The sequence below is a fragment of the Paenibacillus sp. HW567 genome (genome assembly GCF_000374185.1).
Taxonomy (GTDB): domain Bacteria; phylum Bacillota; class Bacilli; order Paenibacillales; family Paenibacillaceae; genus Paenibacillus_AQ.
In genome coordinates, this window is record NZ_KB910518.1 from 774,424 (window position 1) to 794,590 (window position 20,167).

The 20,167-nt window shown below is 52.3% G+C and carries 7 protein-coding genes; all 7 read left to right on the plus strand.

Features of this window, described 5'->3' with window-relative positions; genetic code table 11:
* Positions 1-185: 185 nt before the first annotated feature.
* The gene (locus B212_RS0103765; RefSeq protein WP_019909043.1) at positions 186-3,926 is read left to right on the plus strand and encodes an alpha-L-arabinofuranosidase C-terminal domain-containing protein; all 3,741 of its coding nucleotides are present in this window, start codon (positions 186-188) and stop codon (positions 3,924-3,926) included.
* A gap of 521 nt (positions 3,927-4,447) precedes the next feature.
* On the plus strand, positions 4,448-6,109 hold the full coding sequence (locus tag B212_RS0103770; protein ID WP_019909044.1) for an extracellular solute-binding protein: 1,662 nt from the start codon (positions 4,448-4,450) through the stop codon (positions 6,107-6,109).
* A gap of 192 nt (positions 6,110-6,301) precedes the next feature.
* The gene (locus B212_RS0103775) at positions 6,302-7,207 is read left to right on the plus strand and encodes an ABC transporter permease (RefSeq protein ID WP_019909045.1); all 906 of its coding nucleotides are present in this window, start codon (positions 6,302-6,304) and stop codon (positions 7,205-7,207) included.
* 17 nt (positions 7,208-7,224) lie between these two features.
* On the plus strand, positions 7,225-8,112 hold the full coding sequence (locus B212_RS0103780; RefSeq protein ID WP_019909046.1) for a carbohydrate ABC transporter permease: 888 nt from the start codon (positions 7,225-7,227) through the stop codon (positions 8,110-8,112).
* Positions 8,113-8,121: 9 nt separating this feature from the next.
* Complete coding sequence (locus B212_RS0103785; protein WP_019909047.1) at positions 8,122-9,891, plus strand: sensor histidine kinase; 1,770 nt, start codon at positions 8,122-8,124, stop codon at positions 9,889-9,891.
* Positions 9,878-11,536 carry a response regulator gene (locus tag B212_RS0103790; protein WP_232231528.1) on the plus strand — a complete coding sequence of 553 codons (1,659 nt, stop codon included), beginning with the start codon at positions 9,878-9,880 and terminating at the stop codon, positions 11,534-11,536. The genes B212_RS0103785 and B212_RS0103790 overlap by 14 nt, the downstream gene beginning before the upstream one ends.
* 449 nt (positions 11,537-11,985) lie before the next feature.
* Positions 11,986-20,010, plus strand: a complete 8,025-nt coding sequence (locus B212_RS34285) for an immunoglobulin-like domain-containing protein (RefSeq protein WP_232231461.1) — start codon at positions 11,986-11,988, stop codon at positions 20,008-20,010.
* Positions 20,011-20,167: the final 157 nt, after the last annotated feature.

Genomic DNA, 20,167 nt, shown 5'->3' on the forward strand with positions numbered 1-20,167 from the left:
ACAGCGGCCGGAAGTCCAAACATTCCCCGCAGTTACGACCAGGCCCTTATTAGGATAATCTAAGGTTCAACTTATCTAGCAAGAAAAACTTGATAAATAGTAGGCAAACAGAGTAGGATAAGTATAGTTCATACTTTTATTAATTTATTCACTATTTTATTAATTAAATGTATAGGAGAATGCATATGGCTACTGTTCAAGAGCAAATGATCGCCCATTACAGATTCGATGATGCCGGGAACCCCGGCAAAGACAGCTCGGGTCAAAACAATCACGGAGCGGCAACTGGCAAACAACCTCCAGTGGTCTCCGGGGTTAGCGGCAGACCGGCTGTTACCTTTGCGGGAGGGAAGAACGGTTCATCCTTTATCGCGCTGCCCTCTACTCTGCTTGCAGGAGTGAGCGACAACACCGGGATAACGGTTGCTGCGTGGGTGAATTTCGGCAAGGGGACCAGTGTGTGGGAACGGATTTTTGATTTTGGCAATGGAGAGACCGGACCCGCTGTGTTCCTGACCCGCCAATTGCGCGGAACATTGTCTGCGGGCGGTGATCTGGTTGTTGATCCGGGACGGGGGTTTGCCGGCGGCGAGTGGATGCATATTGCGATATCCATCATTGGCACGGAGGGCGGCAAGCTGAGCAGCGCAGGTCCGGTTGTATATGTGAACGGTGAATTGGTTGCCGACGGCTCCATCAGCCAGACCTCCAGCGGCAACTATGCCCAGCTTCGCCGCTGGTTCGCGACGTTAACGGAAACGTCCAACTACAGCAGCAACTTTATCGGGCGTTCCCAATATGCGGCGGACGATGATTTTGCCGGCTCGCTCTCGGATTTCAGAATTTATAAGGCGGGCTTATCCGCAGACAAAGTGATTGGGGTAATGTGCGACTCGTTGACCGATGAAGAGATCGTGAAGCTTGCCGGGGACAAATACCTGAGTTTGCCGACAGCGATTGTAGCCCATGACCTTGCATTGCCTTCCGATCTGTTGGGAGGAACCGTGCAGGTTGCCTGGGAATCGAGCCGCCCGGAGGTGCTCTCGAACGGGGGCCGGATACAGGCCATTGACGCTGCGCATGGAGTAACGCTTACCGCTATTGTGAGCAAAGGCTCCTGCACTAGCCGGAAAAGCTTTGAAGTATCGGTTATCCCGCCGAATCTGCCGCCGTACACCTTGAACGTGCACGGGAACCGGGAAATCCTGGACGTCAGCGATGTGCTGTACGGCTTGTTCTATGAGGACATTAACAATGCAGCGGACGGCGGGATTTATGCGGAGCTGGTGCAGAACCGGTCTTTCGAGTCCTTCGCCTTTGACACCTATTCCCATGCTTCGGGGGAATGCGGCTGCTCCACAGGCCGGAACCGGGAGCCGCTATTCGCCTGGTCCGGGGATGTGGACCGGATGAGTCCGCAGAATAGCGGCGGGCTTAACGAATTTTTTAATACTACTGATAAGGACGCCAATTCCTATTATGTGAAGGTGGCTGACGGGGCAACCATTCGTAACCGGGGCTTTGCCGATTCCAATCAGCATTGTGCCATGTCCGTCCGGGCAGGCGCGAAATATGACTTTACGATATGGGCCAAAGCCGAAGCGGCGGGCACGATTACAGTGCAATTGCAGTCGCCGGACGGCGGAGCCGTAAGTGATGCCGTAGCCGTGCAGGTGGAAGGCGGCGGTACTTGGAAGAAATACGGGGTGGATGCCAAGCTGGTGCTGACGGGATCGGCTACGGTTCTGGGGCAGTTGGCACTTACTTTTGCCGGTGAAATCTCCATTGATATGGTCTCCTTGATGCCGCAGGACGTTTGGGGTGCAGGGGAAGAAGCGTGTTCCGCTTCGGCACATGCCAATTATCAGGGCAACCCGAATTACCGGTTAAGAAAAGATCTGGTCAACGCGCTTGTGGACATGCATCCGAAATTTCTGCGTTTTCCGGGCGGCTGCATCTCCGAAGGCTCCTTCATTTGGGAGAATGTCTATGACTGGAAGGATTCAGTGGGCGACATCGAGCTTCGCAAGGAGAACTATAACGTCTGGGGCTACATGATGACGATGGGGCTGGGCTATATGGAATATTTCCAATTGGCTGAGGACCTGAACGCTACCCCGCTTCCGGTTATGGCTTGCGGCGTGCTGTGCCAGGCCCGCTCCGATTATGCCCATCCTGCCGGAGGCAAGCTGCGGGAGTATTACATCCAGAACTTTACGGATTTGATTGATTTTGCGATTAGTACGGATTTTACGGGCAACGAATGGGCTGCCATGCGCCGGAAGATGGGCCATGAGGCGCCGTTTGATCTGCGTTATCTGGGAGTGGGCAACGAAAACTGGGGCACAGAATTTTATGCCAATTTTGAAGTGTTCAAAACGTCCATTGACGCATACATGGAGCGTAACTATCCGGGGTATACACTGCATATTATTTCGACAGTCGGCGCTCAAGCGGATGACGACGCGTACCAGCAGGGCTGGAAATTTCTGAGCGGCAATATGGAAGGCTCGGCTAAGGTCGCTTTTGCCGACGGGCATGAAGTCATTGAAGAGACTGTAACCTGGTACGAAAAGCAGCAGAATTATATGGATACCATCGCGGATGAGCACTACTACCGTTCCAATGAGTATTTGCTGAACAATGTGGACCGTTACAATTACTACTACCGGGCAACCAACCCGGACGGAAGTGTGAACGGGAAGGAAACCTCAAAGGTATTTGTCGGAGAGTATGCTTCCACGGATAAAAATACATTGGCTGGCGCTGTAGCGGAGGCGGCGATTATGACCGGCTTCGAGAACAACGCCGATGTCGTATTGCTCTCCGCCTATGCGCCGCTGTTCAATAAGGTGCTGACGGACGGAACGTACAGATGGACACCGGACTGCATCTGGTTCGACGACGAAACCGTATGGTTTACTCCGAACTACTATGTACAGCAGCTATATGCCAAATATTTAGGCGACAAGGTGCTGAAAACCAGCTTTTCGACATACAAAAACGGCAAGACGGCCGAGCTTGTTCCGCATGGCGGCATCGAGATCGCGACAGGCAACGCCGAAGTGGCAATGAAGCGGGTGACTGTAACCTCCAACAAGGACGGCAGCGTGCTTTTGGACCAGGATTTCGCGCAGCAGCTAGACCCGGCATGGCAGGTCATTCCCGGCTCTGCGGGTTCTGTTGTCCGGGCAGGAGAAGGGCTTGTGCTTAAGGCGCAGACCGGCGGTCTGAACGGATTGTATATCCTGAATGACAACTGGACCGACTATAAAGTGGAGGTTGTTGCTACAAGGCTTGCAGGTGAAGAAGGCTTCTATGTGGGTGCAGGTCTGACGGATATTCATCCCGGAACCAAGAATGTTATCGAATATGCCATCGGGTATGGCGGCAACGCCACCGGCGTCAAAGTGTACAAGCAGGGCGTAGAAGCCTACACCTTGGGGGATTACTCTTCCAGCACGGCGGCAGGCAATCTGAGAGCGGCCCAATATGAGGAGCTTGCCGACAACACCGAGTATACCCTGACGCTGAATTACGGCGGCGGTACCGGCGAACGGCTGATCTGCTCCTATACGGATGGCCGGACGACCAGCAGAATTCTGGATTACAAGCTGGAGGCTTACAACCGGGAGATCTTCAGCTCGGTTACAAAAGATGCAGCGCATGTATATGTGAAGCTTGTGAACGCCGACAAGGTGGACAAAACAACGCAGCTCCATTTCCATGACCTGCACGTGCAGACAGCCGCGAAGCTGGTGACCTTGACCGGTGATTCCTCGCTTGTGCATGTGCCGAATGTCAACAAGAAGAACAATGAACGGGTGGTGCCGGGCGAACGCAAGGTCTCCGTGGACGGCAATGCCATCGTTCTGAATCTGCCGGCCAATTCTGTAAATGTGCTGGTGCTTGATCTGCAAGCGTAAACTGAATCATTCTATCCTTCTATGAAATTTCATCGTCTGAAGTGCCGCGAAAGAGCGGCATGGCTGTCGATTCTGAAGCGGAGCTGTTCCATCGTCATGACTGACGGAGGGGCAGCTCTGTTTTTGTTATACTATACAAGTTGAACTTAAAAAAACATAAAAATGGTAGGCGTGCGGAGGGGAAGTTTGGAACTGTAGGAGCGATAGCGACCGCCTGAGAGCTTTCCGTAGGAAAGCTGGCATCGTAAGCATAAGCTATGTTTAGATTTCTACCGCAGACAGCGGTTTAATTCAGGAAGTTCAAACATTCCCCGCAGTTACGACCGAGACCCTAATATAAAAATCTAAAGTTCAGCTTATATAGCATCAGAGAGCGGCATGTCATGCCGTTAGTTATATGTTTGTCTAAAAAGTCTCAGCAACAGGTAAAGAAAAGATACAGAAAGTCAAAGGATACCACTCGCGGGTGTTAACGCTTTCTTTATACAATAGGATTGTAAATAACAAGGGAGGTTCATCAGATGACAAAAAAGCATAAAGCATTGCCGGTGCTGGCTTCAGCGATGGTGTTATCAATGGTTCTCAGCGCATGCTCCGGTGGAAACAGTGATAACAGCAGCAAGAATAGCGCGTCCGCCAAACCGGACAATGCGGCCCAAGCGGAAATGCAGGGCGGACCGCTGACGAAATATGACCCGCCGATCAAGCTGAGCTCCACGATGAGCGAGACAGGCAAAGAGACGCTGGCCCAAGGCGATACCTATGCCAACAATATCTGGACCAGAGGGTATGAGAATGAGCTTGGCATCAAGGTCTCCTATGACTGGATTGTTCCCGGTGCCAACTATGATGAGAAAATGAACGTTACGATGGCGAGCGGCGACTTGCCCGACCTTCTGAAGGTTAATATGGTGCAGTTCGAGCAGCTTCATGAAGCGGGAATGCTTGAGGATTTAACGCCGTATTTCGATAAATATGCTTCAGATCTGGTCAAAGGATACTACCAGGAAGAAGATGGAGCAGGGCTAAAGCCGGTTACGAAGGATGGCAAGCTGTATGCCTTAACCAGCTTCGGCGGTTCGCTTGACTCTTCGGATATGATGTGGATTCGGAAGGACTGGCTTGACAAGCTTGGCCTGGCAGAGCCGAAGTCGCTGCAGGATGTCATCAAGATTGCAGAGGACTTCACCGCTAAAGATCCTGATGGCAACGGTAAAAAAGACACATACGGCATCTTTATGAACAAGGATCTGCCGATTAACGGATTCTTGCTTGGCTACCATGCCTATCTGGAAACCTGGATCAAAAATGATAAAGGCGAGATTGTGAACGGCACGGTTCAGCCTGAGGTGAAGGCGGGCTTGACCGAGCTGCAGCGGCTGTACAAGGAAGGCGTCCTTGATCCTGAGTTCGGAGTTAAGGATTTCGCTAAGGCTATAGAGGATGTCAACGCGGGCAAAATCGGAATTATGTTCCTGCCGCAATGGGCTCCTTTCCAGGTCATGAATATGATCAAAAAGGATAAAACAGTGAACTGGGTTCCATATCCGGTGCAATCCATTGACGGTGAGCCGGCCAAAACACAGAATCATCTGGGAATCGGCGGAGTCTTTGCCATCCGCAAAGGGTACGAGCATCCTGAGGCTCTAATCAAGCTGCTTAACTTCCAGGCTGAAAAAATGTTCGGCGAGTCAGCGGCCAAGGAACGGGCCAGCTATCTGAACGGTGAGACAGGTCTCGGATTCCAGAATGCTACCGTATCCAACCTGCCTCCGAACAAAAACGTGAAGGCGCAGGATGAAGTAGAGCAGGCGCTGAAAACAAAGGATACCTCGAAGATGGGGCTGGAGGCCAAGCTGTTCTATCAGGACATCCAGGCTTACCGCAATGGCGATCTCGACAAATGGAATATGGAACGGATCTTTGGACCGCTCAGCTCGCAGGGGGTAATCAAGGACTATCGTGATAACAACCTGATTGTGATGAACCAGTTCATTTATGCGCCAACCAAAACGATGAACAGCAAACAGGCAACACTCGATAAGCTCCGCGCCGAAAATTTCGTAAAAATCATCTATGGCAACCTGCCGGTTGATGCCTTCGATAAATTTGTGGCGGACTGGAAAAAGCTTGGCGGCGATCAGATTACCAAAGAAGTAAATGAAGCGGTAAAAGGCAACTAATCCTGGCCCGCAGGCCCGCGAATAACGGGACAGCCGATAGTCATGCGAATGGCGATGCGGCCGTCCCGTTATTTGGTGTGTGCACTCGGCCGCGCCGGGGAGAGGTCAACAAAAGATACCAAATGTCAACAGGCTCCACTGTCGGCGTTCTTTTGGGGTGAACTATAATTTAGCATATAAGGAGGGACAGAGATGCACTTTAATACCAAAAAATTCGTCCGTAACATCCCGCTGCATGCCATGATTCTGCCGGCGCTGATTGTCATCATCATCTTCAGCTATGTGCCGATGGCGGGTCTTGTCATTGCGTTTCAGGATTTTTCCCCGATTGCAGGCTTTAAAAATATTACATGGAACGGGTTGGACAATTTCCGTTACTTGTTTGATTTGCCCGGCTTCAGCCAGGTAGTGTGGAACACGGTGTTTATTTCCGTGATGAAGATTGTGGCCGGCCTGACGGTGCCGGTAATCACCGCCCTGCTGCTGAATGAGGTCCGCGTGAACGGCTTCAAACGCACAATACAGACCATAATCTATATGCCGCACTTTTTCTCCTGGGTTATTCTTGGCGGCATTGTTGTCGATGTGCTGTCCCCCAGCTCCGGGATCGTCAATATGCTGCTCAAAAGTCTGGGCATGCAGCCGATTCAATTTTTGGCGGACAATCACTGGTTCCCATATGTTCTGGTCATCACAGACCAGTGGAAGGAATTCGGCTTCGGAACCATTATTTATCTGGCCGCGCTAACCAGCATTGACACCTCATTATACGAAGCAGCCATTATCGACGGTGCGGGCAGATGGAAGCAAACCTGGCATATTACGCTGCCCGGTATCCGCCCGATTATGATTCTGATGCTGACGCTCAGCCTGGGCAATGTCCTGAACGGGGGCTTTGATCAGGTATTCAATCTCTATAATCCGCTCGTTTACGAATCAGGAGATATTCTGGATACGATGATTTACCGGATAGGTCTCCAGGATGCGCAGTATTCGGTATCCACGGCCCTTGGCTTGATTAAATCCATTGTTTCGTTCGGCTTCATCGGGCTGGGGTATTACCTGGCTTACCGGTTCGCTAAATATCGGATATTTTAGGGGAAGGAGATCAACCTATGTCATTCACATCCCGGCCGTATCGCTGGTTTATCCGTTTGAATTATGTTTTTCTTGCTGTGCTTGCCGTCCTTTGCCTGTTTCCAATCGTTAATGTGCTGGCAGTTTCCTTCAGCTCCAGTGCGGCTGTCAGCGCCGGGAGGGTCACCTTCTGGCCGGTGGACTTCACCTTATCTTCTTACCGGTACATGCTGGAAAATAACCAGTTCATCCATTCCTTCGGAACCAGTCTGCTTAGAGTGGTACTGGGCGTGTCCGTTAACCTGCTGTTTACGGTTCTGGTTGCCTATCCGCTCTCGAAGGAAGCGGCGGCGTTCCGCTCGCGGACCGTATATGCATGGATCTTTGTATTCACTATGCTGTTCAGCGGCGGCCTGATTCCCGGCTATTTGGTCGTTAAGGAAATGCACCTGCTGGACAGTGTATGGGCGCTTGTCCTTCCCGGGGCTGTGCCGATCTTCAATGTGCTGCTGATGCTGAATTTTTTCCGGGGTCTGCCGAAGGAGCTGGAGGAGGCCGCCTGGATGGACGGCGCCGGTCATATGCGGACGTTGTGGAATGTGTATCTTCCGGTGTCCATGCCCAGCATTGCAACAGTGACGCTGTTTGCACTGGTAGGCCACTGGAATGCCTGGTTCGACGGAATGATCTTTATGCGGAGTCCCGAGCATTACCCGCTGGCTACATATCTGCAGTCGATGCTGCAACAGACAATGGCTTCAATGGAGAATGTTACGCTGGAGGAAGCGGCCTTGCTGAACCAGGTCTCAGACCGTACGACGCAGGCTGCGCAGATTTTTTTATCCATTCTGCCGATCATGGCGATTTACCCGTTCCTGCAGAGATATTTTGTGCATGGACTGGTCGTTGGTAGTGTAAAAGGTTAAAGTGTAATAATGAAGAAATCCATTCTATTCCGTTGGAACCGCCACTCCATCGTTCACAAGCTGCTGGTTGCGTTTTTGCTGGTTGTGCTGCCGCTGTATATTCTGGGGATTTCGATTACCTTCTACAGCTCCAATCAAATGCAGGCGGAAGTGGAAAGGGCGAATGAGTCGAAGCTGCGTTTTTATTACAGTCACCTTGAATTTGAGCTTCAGAGAATTACCCGTTTGGTTGCCGAATATTCGATTGACGATACACTGGCCTCCTTCAGCGCCAGGCTGCCGATCATGAGCCAGTATGAAGTGGACAATACACTGAACAATGTCTTCACCAAGCTGAAGCAGATCAGGGAAACCAGTCCTTACATCGCCGATGTGGTCTATTATCTGCCTGAGATCAATAAAGAAGTCAGTGTTCAGGATGGCGTCCGGGATGTCAGTCCGCCGGATTGGCAGAGCCTCTCCGACACGATGGGCAATCTGGGCGGTCCTGTCTCTGTCTATAAGGACGAGCTGTATGTGCTGCGGCGCAATCCGTTTAATCTGGACAACAAGGTGCCGCCTAATTTTCTGTTGGGCATCAAGCTGTCGAACACGGAGCTGGAGCTGCGGCTGAAGGAGTTCGCGGTGTCCGGCGGAAGCAATATCACCCTGGAGTTCGGCAACAACAACGAATATATTCTTTCGACTTCACAGCCTGCGCCAAAGCTGCTGCCGAACCCGGAGCGTCCGCCGGAAGATGAATCCGTCAGCGTGCAGCGCTACAGGCAGAATGATTCCTTTGACTATTCACTTTATGACCATAATGATCATTTCAGGCTGACTGCCAGCATTCCCAATTCGATACTGCTGCAGCCCATCCGTGTGTTCACCAGGCTGATGTGGTTGTTGACGCTGCTGTCCCTGATTGTGATCCTGGTGTTCTCCGTATGGTCGTTCAGGGCAATTCACCGTCCAATCACGGTACTGATCAGGGGGTTCGAGAAGGCGGAGCAGGGGCAGACAGGGCTGCATATTACCCATTCCCGCAAGGATGAATTCGGATATTTGTATCTGCGGTTCAATGACATGCTTAGGCGGCTGCATACTTTAATAGAAGAAAATTATGTGCAGCGTATCCGCACCGGGGAAGCGGAATTGAAGCATCTGCAATCCCAGATCACCCCTCACTTCTTGTACAATAGCCTGTTCAGCATCAAGCAGATGGCGGAAGTGGAGAATGTGGAGCTGATCAAGGAATTCTCCGACTATTTGGGACAATATTTCCGCTACATGACGCGAGATTTTGCCCAAGAGGTGACTTTGCAGCAGGAGCTCGATCACGCGCTGGTATATCTGGCGATTCAGAGAATCCGGTTTGGGCCGCGTATCCAGGCTGAGATTGATGATATGGAGCCGGATTGCAGCCGCATCCATGTTCCCCGGGTGCTGCTGCAGCCCATACTTGAGAACGTGTTCGAGCATGGGCTCCGGCAGAAGACCAGCGGCGGCCGGCTGCGGATGAAATTTGAAAGAACAAATGACACGCTGACCATTCTTATTGAAGATAACGGCGACGTTTTGACCGAAGAAGGGCTAAGCCGTCTGCAGCAGCAGTTGTCCCGGCAAGAAATCAACAGAGGAGAAACCACCGGATTGTTAAATGTAGATCAAAGACTTCGCATCAAGTTTGGCTCATCTTACGGACTGGAGGTTGGACGAAGCGCACTTGGCGGATTATGCGTAAAAGTCAACATTCCGGGAAAGGGGGAGACCACCAGTGCGGCGGATGATGATCGTTGATGATGAACCGGTTATTTTGGACGGGCTGTACGAATTTTTTGTAAAAGCCGATTTTGCCGATTTGGAAATTATTAAGGTGCATTCGGCGGATAATGCGATAGAATGGCTCAACACGCTGAGGATAGATATTGTGCTAAGCGATATTTGCATGCCGGGTATGGATGGCATGGAGCTGATCCGGGAGATCGTTGACCGGTGGCCGCGCTGCAAGGTCATTTTGCTGACCGGTCACAACGAATTTGATTATGCCCACCAGGCCATCCGCAACCCATGCGTCATCGACTATTTGCTGAAGACCGAAGGCATGGACAAAATCCGTTCCTCCGTAGCCGTGGCATTGGAGCGGCTCTCTTCAGAGGAGGAATATCAATATCAGACGCAGTGGTTCCGCGATAAGCTGCCCCGCACCTTGCCCCAATTGCAGCAGCAACTGCTGCATGACATTCTGCGGCGAACGGAAAGGATTGATTACCGGTCCTTGCAGGAGGAATTCGACACGATTCAATTGCCGTTTCAGGCTGCCGAGCCTATATTGCCTCTAATTATCAGAATTGAGGCGTGGAGAAATTACGAGACGCCCTCAGACCGGACCTTAATCAGGTATGCGGTGGCGAATATTGCGGAGGAGCTGATTGGCGACAAGGCCGAAATCAAAGCCGCCGATCTCGATCCCGTTACCATTGTCTGCTTCGTTCAACCCCAGGCCCGCCCCTTGCCGGCTGTTTCCGGTGAAGAGGACTGGCTGAAGACGCACCGCTTCGTACATGGGACGATGGAATCCATCCAGCAGGCCTGCGACACTTGTCTGCGGCTGTCCGTATCCGTCATTGTCAGCAGCCATACGGTAGACTGGCATGAGCTGAACTATACCCTCAACCGCTTGCGCCTGGCTGCCTATGACAGCTTGGGGCTTGGAATGGAGAAGCTGCTGAAGGTCAACACGCTGGAGGCGGAGCCGCCGCAGGGTCTCCTGCAGAGCCGGCTTGCATCTACAGGAGTGCTGCTTGAATATGTAAAGCAGCGGCTGCTGGAGGGGAATGCGGATTGGAGCGCCTCGTTCCGCAAGTGGGTGGATCTGGCCGGAGAGGACGGCCCGGAAGACCCTTTTATCAGATGGAGAATGCTGTCCGGCATCAGTAACTCTTTGCTGGAATTGGTGCAGGAGCTGGGCTTGACTGAGCAGGCATTAAGCGAACAGGACTTGTCGAAGCTGCTGCAATTTAATATCAGCACCCCTTGGCCGGCCGTTATCGCTTTTTATCATTCTTTTTTTGAATGGATTGCTGCCAATCGCAGCGCCGCCTTCAGGCATGATGAATCCAGCATTCTGTCCATGGTCCACCAATACATCAAGCTCCATTTGGCCGATGATCTGTCGCTGACCCGGATTGCCCGGGAGGTCTCGCTTAATCCCTCCTATCTGTCACGCTGGTACAAAAGAGCGACCGGAAAAAGCCTCTCTGATTATATCGCGGAGAAAAAGCTGGAATTAAGCAAGGAGCTGCTGCTGGGCACAGCTCTGAAAATGCATGAAATCTCGACCCGGCTTGGCTTCAGCGACCAGCATTATTTTTTTCGCTTCTTCAAGAAAACGGCCGGCTGCACGCCGCAGGAATTCCGGGAGCAGCGCAAGACAAGGGCCTAACGATAGCGCAGACTTCAGTCCGGCGCCAAACAACCTTACCTCCATTCGTGGAAGTAAGGTTGTTTGCTGTGCAGGCTTCTCCGCGCGATAAGACCAGACGCTCAATGCTCCTGAATGATTCACCTGATTTTGTGCCCTGATTATACATTAAATTCTAATATCATAAATTTATTGACAGTAGTGGAACTCGTTGAGTAGGATGCTGACACAATCTTAATTCTCTACTGATATTTTGATAACATTGCCATGCCAGAATGAAATATAGTCAGTGATTTAATGCCGTTAAGCATTAGAACGTTTCATATGAACGACGACCTGACGAAATGTCTTAGCGGGCGTTGCGTTTCTGTTACATAGAAGCCAAGCAGCACTCAATCCTATGACTGAGTGCTGCTTGGCTGTAAGCAATAGAATCCGGCGTTCATCATTATAATTTGGGGGGATTATTGGTGTTTCGAAGGAAATTTGTGGCTTCATTGTTCAGCTTCTCGATTCTCGCAAATACGTTAAATCCGGCCATGATGATCGGCTCTACCACTGCTTATGGTGCCGGTGACAACGGGGACTCCCAGGGAAAATGGATGACCGGTGAGTATCATGCGCATACGGTGCAATCCGATGATGCTCAGGGAAAACTCACGGATGTGCTGGATACGGCTTTTGAGAAGAATAAGCTCGATTGGCTGGCGTTGTCCGATCATTTACGTATGTCCAGCCGTGATGCAGACGGTAATACGCTGGCTAGTCCGATTCCGTTATCGCAAGGCATTGCCAAGTACCAGGCACCAAAAATCAAGGAGCTGCAGGATGCCGGTAAATATGCGGGCAAGACGATATTTAACGGCTTCGAATGGGACATGCCTACTTATGATCACGTTGGTGTCGGCATTGTCACCGATAACCCGGGCTCCGAGGATGCGTTGAAAGCAATCAATCAATTCGAGTATCTGTTCACGAATCGCGATGCCAGCTTATTCAATGCCGATGATGTTGCTGCCTGGAATGCAAAGGATAGCCGGGCGTATACCACGGCGAGCGATGCACGCAAAGCATACAAGTGGCTGGCCGACAATTACCCCGATAGTTATGCCCTTATCAATCATCCCTCCCGAAAAAATGGCACCAGCTCCGAGCTGAAGGTCAGCGACATTCGTGACTTTAATAACATAGCTCCCAATATCGCTTTTGGATTCGAGGGAATGCCGGGGAATCAAATGGCGCCGGACCGTGGAGAAACTACGGACGTATATGGCGGCGCGGATATCCGCATTGCGAAGGTAGGCGGAATGTGGGATGCGCTGCTGGGCGAAGGACGGCATTTCTGGAATTTTGCCAATTCCGACTTTCATTTCAAGATCAGCAGCGACCGTAAATATTCGAGCGGCTACTTTCCGGGCGAATATTCCAAGAACTATACCTGGGTAGAAGGCAGCGGCATGAAGTCGATTGTGGACGGCATGCGCTCCGGCAAATCCTTCTCCGTTACCGGGGATTTGATTAACGCTCTTGATTTCCGCATCGGCGGCGACAGCTCCGAGAAAGAAATGGGCGGAGATCTGGAGGTGCCTGCCGGTGAAGAGCTTAAGCTTAACCTGCGGTTCAAAAGCCCCGGAACGAACAACAATGGCGATCCCGTCAAGGTAGATCATGTGGATCTGATTGCCGGTGATGTTACCGCAAAGGCTGAGACGGGAACCGCTGCCTACAATAAGGCAACCAATGACTCAACCAAGGTGGTTAAACGGTTCACCAGCGCCGACTGGACAACTGATGCTGATGGATACAACACGATTTCGTACACCATTGGCGCTGCGGACAAGAACCAATATTTCCGGCTGCGGGGAACGAATATCGGAACGGATGTTGCCGGGGAGACAAGCGGCGGAGAGCCGTTAATTGATCCGAAGAATACGACCTCCGACAACGAGACGCGGTTCACGCAAATTAATAACCGCAACTACTCGGATATGTGGTTTTATTCAAATCCGATTTTTGTGAACGTGACCTACACGGATAGCCAGGCTGTTCAGGAAGCCCTCGAGCATATCAATTTTCCTGCCGGCAAGGTGACTTCGGCGTTCTCATTGCCTTCTGCCGGAGCGCAAGGTGCATCCATTGCTTGGGCATCCTCCAATTCGGCGGTAGCTTCCGTTACAGGAAGCAATGTACAGATTACCCGTCCCGCGCTTGGACAACCGGATGCCAAGGTAACACTGACGGCTACAGCTACCAAAGGTGCCGAGAGTGATACACGTGCCTTTGAACTGACGGTAAAAGCGCTTGGCGCCAACGATCCGATGCTTCATTATTCATTTGATGCGGATCAGGATTACGGCACAGCGGTTCCCGATGTTTCGGGGAACGGACATAACGGTACGCTGATCGGCGGCGCTCTAGTGACCTCCGAGCATGGCGGAGCGGTGACGCTTGACGGCTCGAACGATGCGGTTCAAGTGCCGGACGGCATCCTGTCAGGGTTGACCAGTGCCTCGTTCACCATGAGCGTCAAGGTTGATTCCTCGCTGGTACGTCCGGCGTGGCTGTTCAGCTTCGCTACTGCACCGGCTGCTGTAGCCGGGACTAAGTATTTCGGTCTGCTGGAAGATGGTAGCGGGCGCTTCCGCACTGCTAGTACCACCAACTGGTATGTTGCCGAGCAGAGTGTCTCGAAAGGATCAGCGCTGACGCGCAATGTCTGGAAATCAATCGCCTACACCATTTCCGGTTCAACGGGAACGCTGTATGAGGACGGCGTAGAGGTTGGGAAGAATACAGCTCTTTCAACGACACCGCAGGATATCGAGAAGACTGTCGCGAACTACCTCGGCAGACCTACCTATTCGGGCGATAAGTATTTTAAAGGAAAAATCTCTGATTTCCGCATCTACTCGCGCACGCTGACGACAGAGGAAATCACAGCATTGGCAACTGAAGAGAATGATGGCGCTGTTGCCGATGATAAGGCCGCGCTTACGCTGGGGGACACGACTGCAGTTACGTCGAACCTGACGCTGCCTGCAGCCGGATCGAACGGAAGCACAATTAGCTGGCAAACCAGCAATGCTGCCGTAGTTGGAACGGACGGGACGGTTACACGCCAGAATGATGGTACGAAAACTGTCACGCTGACGGCTACGATCAGCAAAGGCACGGCAACTGCTGTTACGACCTTTACAGTAACAGTGCTGGGAACGGGCGATGCTGAAGCGGTGGATAAGGATAGCCGTGCCATCAACCTGGGTACCAAGGCTGTTCAGTCGGATAAGCTGACACTGCCTGCTTCCGGAACAAACGGCTCAACGATCGAGTGGAAATCCAGCGATGTTGCAGTGCTGGAGGACGACGGTACGGTTCACCGTCCTGACGCTGCGGACAATGCCAAGGTCGTGTTGACCGCTACAGTAACGAAGGGCAGCGCGGTAACCACCCGTACCTTCGAGCTTGTAGTGCTGTCGCAGACACCGGTACTGGCACACTGGAAGTTCAGCCAGGACAATGTAGCATCCGGCGCGCTCGATAGCTCCAATCTGAGACTTGGCGACTTGTCCGGGCTCGGCAACGATCTGACACTGGTGACGACTGGTAACGGATTGTCCAGCGAAGCAGGTTCAATGCTGAAGTGGTCAGAGGACGGAAAGAGTCTCGAGTTCGGCAATTACCGCGGGGCAAGTGTCGGCAAGTATTTCAAGACCGTAGACGGGGCTCCGATCAACAGCGAAGAGTTCATGAACGGTTATACCATCGAAGCGGTATTCAAGATGCCGAAAGGGTTCACGCCGGCCAGAAACCAATGGACAGGGCTTCTTACCCGTCAGGGCACAGGCAAGCAAGCCGGTAAAACGGCTGGCGAGACGGAGATCCTGACCACACTGTCTGTTTCCAATCTGGGCGAGCTGCAATGGGAGAGTTACCCGACCAACCTGAACGACAATTCGTCGGCATGGTCGTTCTCCTTGAGCAGCCCTAATAACTGGTATCATACAGCAATCGTCAATGACGGGAAAAAGACCAAGCTGTACATTGACGGTGTAACGGATTTCCGCAATACGCCCGAAGATAGAATCGGTATTAAAGCTGTAAACGGCAAGGGCTGGAACATTGGCGCCTCCGAATGGGACGGAGCAATTGACGGCTTGTTCGCCGGATCGCTTGAAGAGATCAAGATTACAGCGAACGCGCTGCCGGAGAGCAAATGGGTGGTACAGGATTATGATACCGCCGGCTTGATTGAAGGCAACAATGACGATACGCCGCTCGTTAGCGGTGAGGGTACGTATACCTTTGCCTTCCTTCCCGACACGCAGATGCCGGTGCGGTATCAGGAGAACATTTTCTTCAGTCAGATGCAGTGGCTGGTTGACAATTATAAGAAAATGAATATTAAAATGACCTCCGGTCTGGGCGATATCGTTGACCAATCGTGGGTATCCGAACAGTGGGACCGGGCAACGGTCGGCTACAACATGCTGGATTCCGCCGGCGTACCTTATATTGTTACCCGCGGAAATCATGATGTTGGCGGCTATGACTCGTACACCTATCTGAACAGGTTCGGAGCGAGCAGATTCTCGGACAAATCCTACTGGCATGGCGGCTCGCCGAGCGGGACAAGCTCCTACGTCATCTATGAAGCCGGCAGCTACAAGTATATGGTGTTGTCCATAGATATGAAGGATTTCAACACCGATCTGGCCTGGGCCAAGAGTGTCCTGGCGGCAAACAGCAAGCTTCCGACTATTCTCATCTCGCATGAGATTCTTGTAATCGGCGGCAATGGAGATCTGGAGTATAGCGGAAATGGCCAGTCGATGTTCGATAATCTGGTGAAAGACAACAACCAGGTGTTCATGACAATCGCCGGGCATAACCACGGCACAGGATACCGGGTTGTAAAAAATACCAGCGGCAATGATGTAATTGAGATGCTGGTTGACTATCAATCTTATTATCACGGCGGCAACGGCTGGATGCGGCTCATGGAGCTGGATGAGGCGAACAATAAGCTGATATTCAGAACGTACTCCCCGTGGGTTGATTCCTTGTCTCAAGGAGAGCTGACCTTCTTCGATCTGAAGAACTTGACTAACAACTCTGAAAATTTCACAACGAACTTTAACTTTGATGAGCGGTTCAGCTTCTACAACAAAGTAGGCTCCCTGGCGGGTACAGTAACCGACGGGACGAACCCGCTCGATGGTGTCAAAGTTAGCTTAACGGTGAACGGACAGCAATATTCGGCGCTGACCTCTGCCGACGGCAGCTATAAGGTTGCTGACATCCCTGCAGGCGATGGCTACACAGTGACGGCAAGCAAAGCAGGTTACGTTGATGCTGAACTGAAGCAGCTTAGTATCCGGTCCAACGGCACGACCGAAGGGGATATGCTGCTTAAGCCGTTATCAACGGTATTCTACAAGGTGACCTTTGATGCGAACGGCGGTGATACGGCGGCGGACCCGGCTGAGAAGGCTGTTATTGAGCACGGCAACGTTGGAGTATTGCCTGCACCGCCGACCCGCAGCGGATATGTCTTCGCCGGCTGGAACAGCAAGCCGGACGGCAGCGGAGCTGCATTTAATGCGGCTACTGAAGTAACTGGTGATGTGACGGTGTATGCACAGTGGACCGATCTGCTGCTCCGTTACACATTTGATGCCAACGCGGCTAATGGTACGGCAGTGCCGGATAAGTCCGGCAACAGCAACAACGGCTTGCTGATTGGCGGTGCTGAGGTGACTGCGTCACACGGCGGTTCAGTGAAGCTCAATGGAACGAATGGTGCGGTACAATTGCCAAACGGCATATTGAAGGGCTTAAGCGACGCTACCTTTACAATGAATATTAAAGTAGACTCCTCCATGGCCCGTCCGGCGTGGCTGCTCTCCTTCGCTTCGGCGCCGGCAGCGGTCAGCGGCACTAAGTATCTTGGACTGCTGGAGGATTCAGGCAGTAAATTCCGTGCTTCTATTACGCAGAACTGGTATCCGAACGAACAAACGGTGTCCAAAGGCTCGGCAATCGACCGCGGCGTATGGAAGAGCATAGCGTTCCAAATTTCGGGTACAACCGGTACATTATATGTTGACGGTGTGCAGGTAGGCCAGAACACGAACATGACTTTGACACCGAAGGATGTCGAGGCAACGGTTGCGAACTATCTGGGCAGACCGGCATATTCAGGCGACAAATATTTTATGGGTGAAATTTCGGACTTCCGTATCTATTCCCGCGCGCTGTCTGCTAATGAAATTGCGGCAGTAGCAACGGAGGATCTGACCAATTACGGCACGATCAGCGGTATGGTAACAGATGGCACGGACCCGCTTGCGGGGGCTGCCGTTGAAGTAACGGTTAACGATCAGAGCTATCGGGCGGTAACGGGTGCGGACGGCAGATACGTTCTCGGCAGCATTCCGGCTGGTTCGGGCTACAAGGTCACTGCTTCCTTGAAAGGATATGAGGCGGGGGCCGCAGACAATGTTACGGTAGCTGCCGATGCGGTAGCAAATGCCGATATTGCACTAAAAGCTATTGTCTACTCTGTATCCTTTGATAAGAACGGCGGCGACACTGAGGCTGATCCGGCAAAAGTAACGGTAGCTGAAGGTAAGAGTATCGGCACATTGCCAGCTTTGCCTACGTATAAAGACTACCTGTTCACAGGGTGGAATACAGCAGCCGACGGCAGCGGTACTGCATTTACGGCAGCAACGCCGGTTACCGCCAATCTGACAGTGTATGCCCAGTGGAAAAAGGTGGAGAAGACTGGTGCCATCTCCGGTACAATAACCGACGGTTCGCTTCCAATGGCAGGGGCTGTTGCTCAGGTTACGGTAAGCGGAAGTGTGTATTCGGCCTTCACCAATCCATCAGGCGAATACCTCCTCACTGGTATACCGGAAGGCAAGGGCTATACCGTCACTGCCAGCAAGTCCGGTTATCTGGACGGCAGCGCAGCGGACGTAAGTGTAACAGCTAATGAGACGACACAAGGTGTGAATATTACCCTTGGACTCGTTGTTGTCATTACCAAATATACTGTAAGCTTTGACCGCAACGGCGGTGACACGGCAGCCGATCCGGCAGAGGTTACCGTTGATGAAGGCAAGAGCCTGCATGCTCTGCCGACACCTCCAACCCGCGCCGGTTACTTGTTCACCGGCTGGAACTTGGCAGCTAACGGCAGCGGGGCAGCCTTTACTGCGGAAACGCCGGTAGCAGCCAACCTGACAGTCTATGCCCAATGGCGCGCAGTAGAGCCTGGTGAACCGGAAGCACAGACAGGCAGCATCTCCGGTACTGTAACCGACGGCTCGCTTCCGGTAGCAGGAGCCGTTGTAACGGTAAGCGGCAGCGTGTATTCGGCTATTACGAATACAGCGGGCGGTTATATCATTGCCGGTGTACCGGAAGGCAATCGTTATACAGTTACCGCAAGCAAAGCGGGCTATCAGGACGGCAGCGCAGCGGATATTACTGTCAAGGCTAAAGAAACGACAAGCGGAGTAAATATTAAGCTAACTCAGGTGGTCGTTGTTAAGAAGGTTACTGTCACCTTCAATGGGAACGGCGGCGATACGGCGGCTAATCCTTCCGCGTTGACGGTGAATGAAGGGGAGAGCCTGATTTCGCTTCCGGCAGCGCCGACCCGTTCCGGCTACAGCTTCATCGGCTGGAATACGGCGGCAGACGGCAGCGGAAAGAGCTTTACGGCAGGCATGCCTGTAAGTGCCGACCTGACTGTGTACGCACAGTGGCAGAGACTCAGCACTCCGGCACCAACGCCAGTGCCAACCACGGCACCGGTATCGACGCCAACACCGGCGCCAACCGCATCGCCATCACCATCGCCGAGCGCATCACCGTCACCAACGCCAACAGCGACGGTGACACCAGTACCGACGGCAACAGCAACACCGCAGCCGAGTGCGCCTGCTCTGAGCGATATTACGCAGCATTGGGCGAAGACGGCCATTCAGCAGGCAGTGGATCTGGGAATCGTGAAAGGTTACCCAGACGGCTCCTTCAAGCCGAATGGAGAGGTTAACCGCGCCGAATTTGCTTCCTTGCTGGTGCGGGCGATGAAGCAGGGAACATCGAATGGTGAGCTGACTTTTGCCGATAAGATCAGCACACCGGCCTGGGCTTCAGCCTCTATCCGCAGTGCGGTGGATGCCGGCTGGATTAAGGGCTTCGAGGATAATTCCTTCCGGCCGCTGCAGAAGGTAACCCGCATTGAGATGACCGTAATGGCCGTCCGTGCGCTTGGGCTGGAGGTTGGTTCGCCAGAGAAATTGGCGTTTGCCGATGCGAAAGACATTCCAGCATGGGCTAACGCATATGTCGCGGCTGCCGTGAAAGCGGGAATTGTCAAAGGCGGAACCGATAACCGGTTCAATCCTGGAGCTGCGGCTTCGAGAGCAGAATCCATTGTGCTATTAATGAATATGCTGGATTACAACTCTAGCAAATAGCTATACCTGGCATTCTTTAATGGGAAGCCGACCGGAGAAATTCCTTCCGGTCGGCTTTTTTTGTGCGCTACGCTTAGCGATACTTTTCAAATTAATTTATTGTACATATTGCAATAGTGTGTGCCATACAGTATGATGCAAACAGGAGTTGATGATG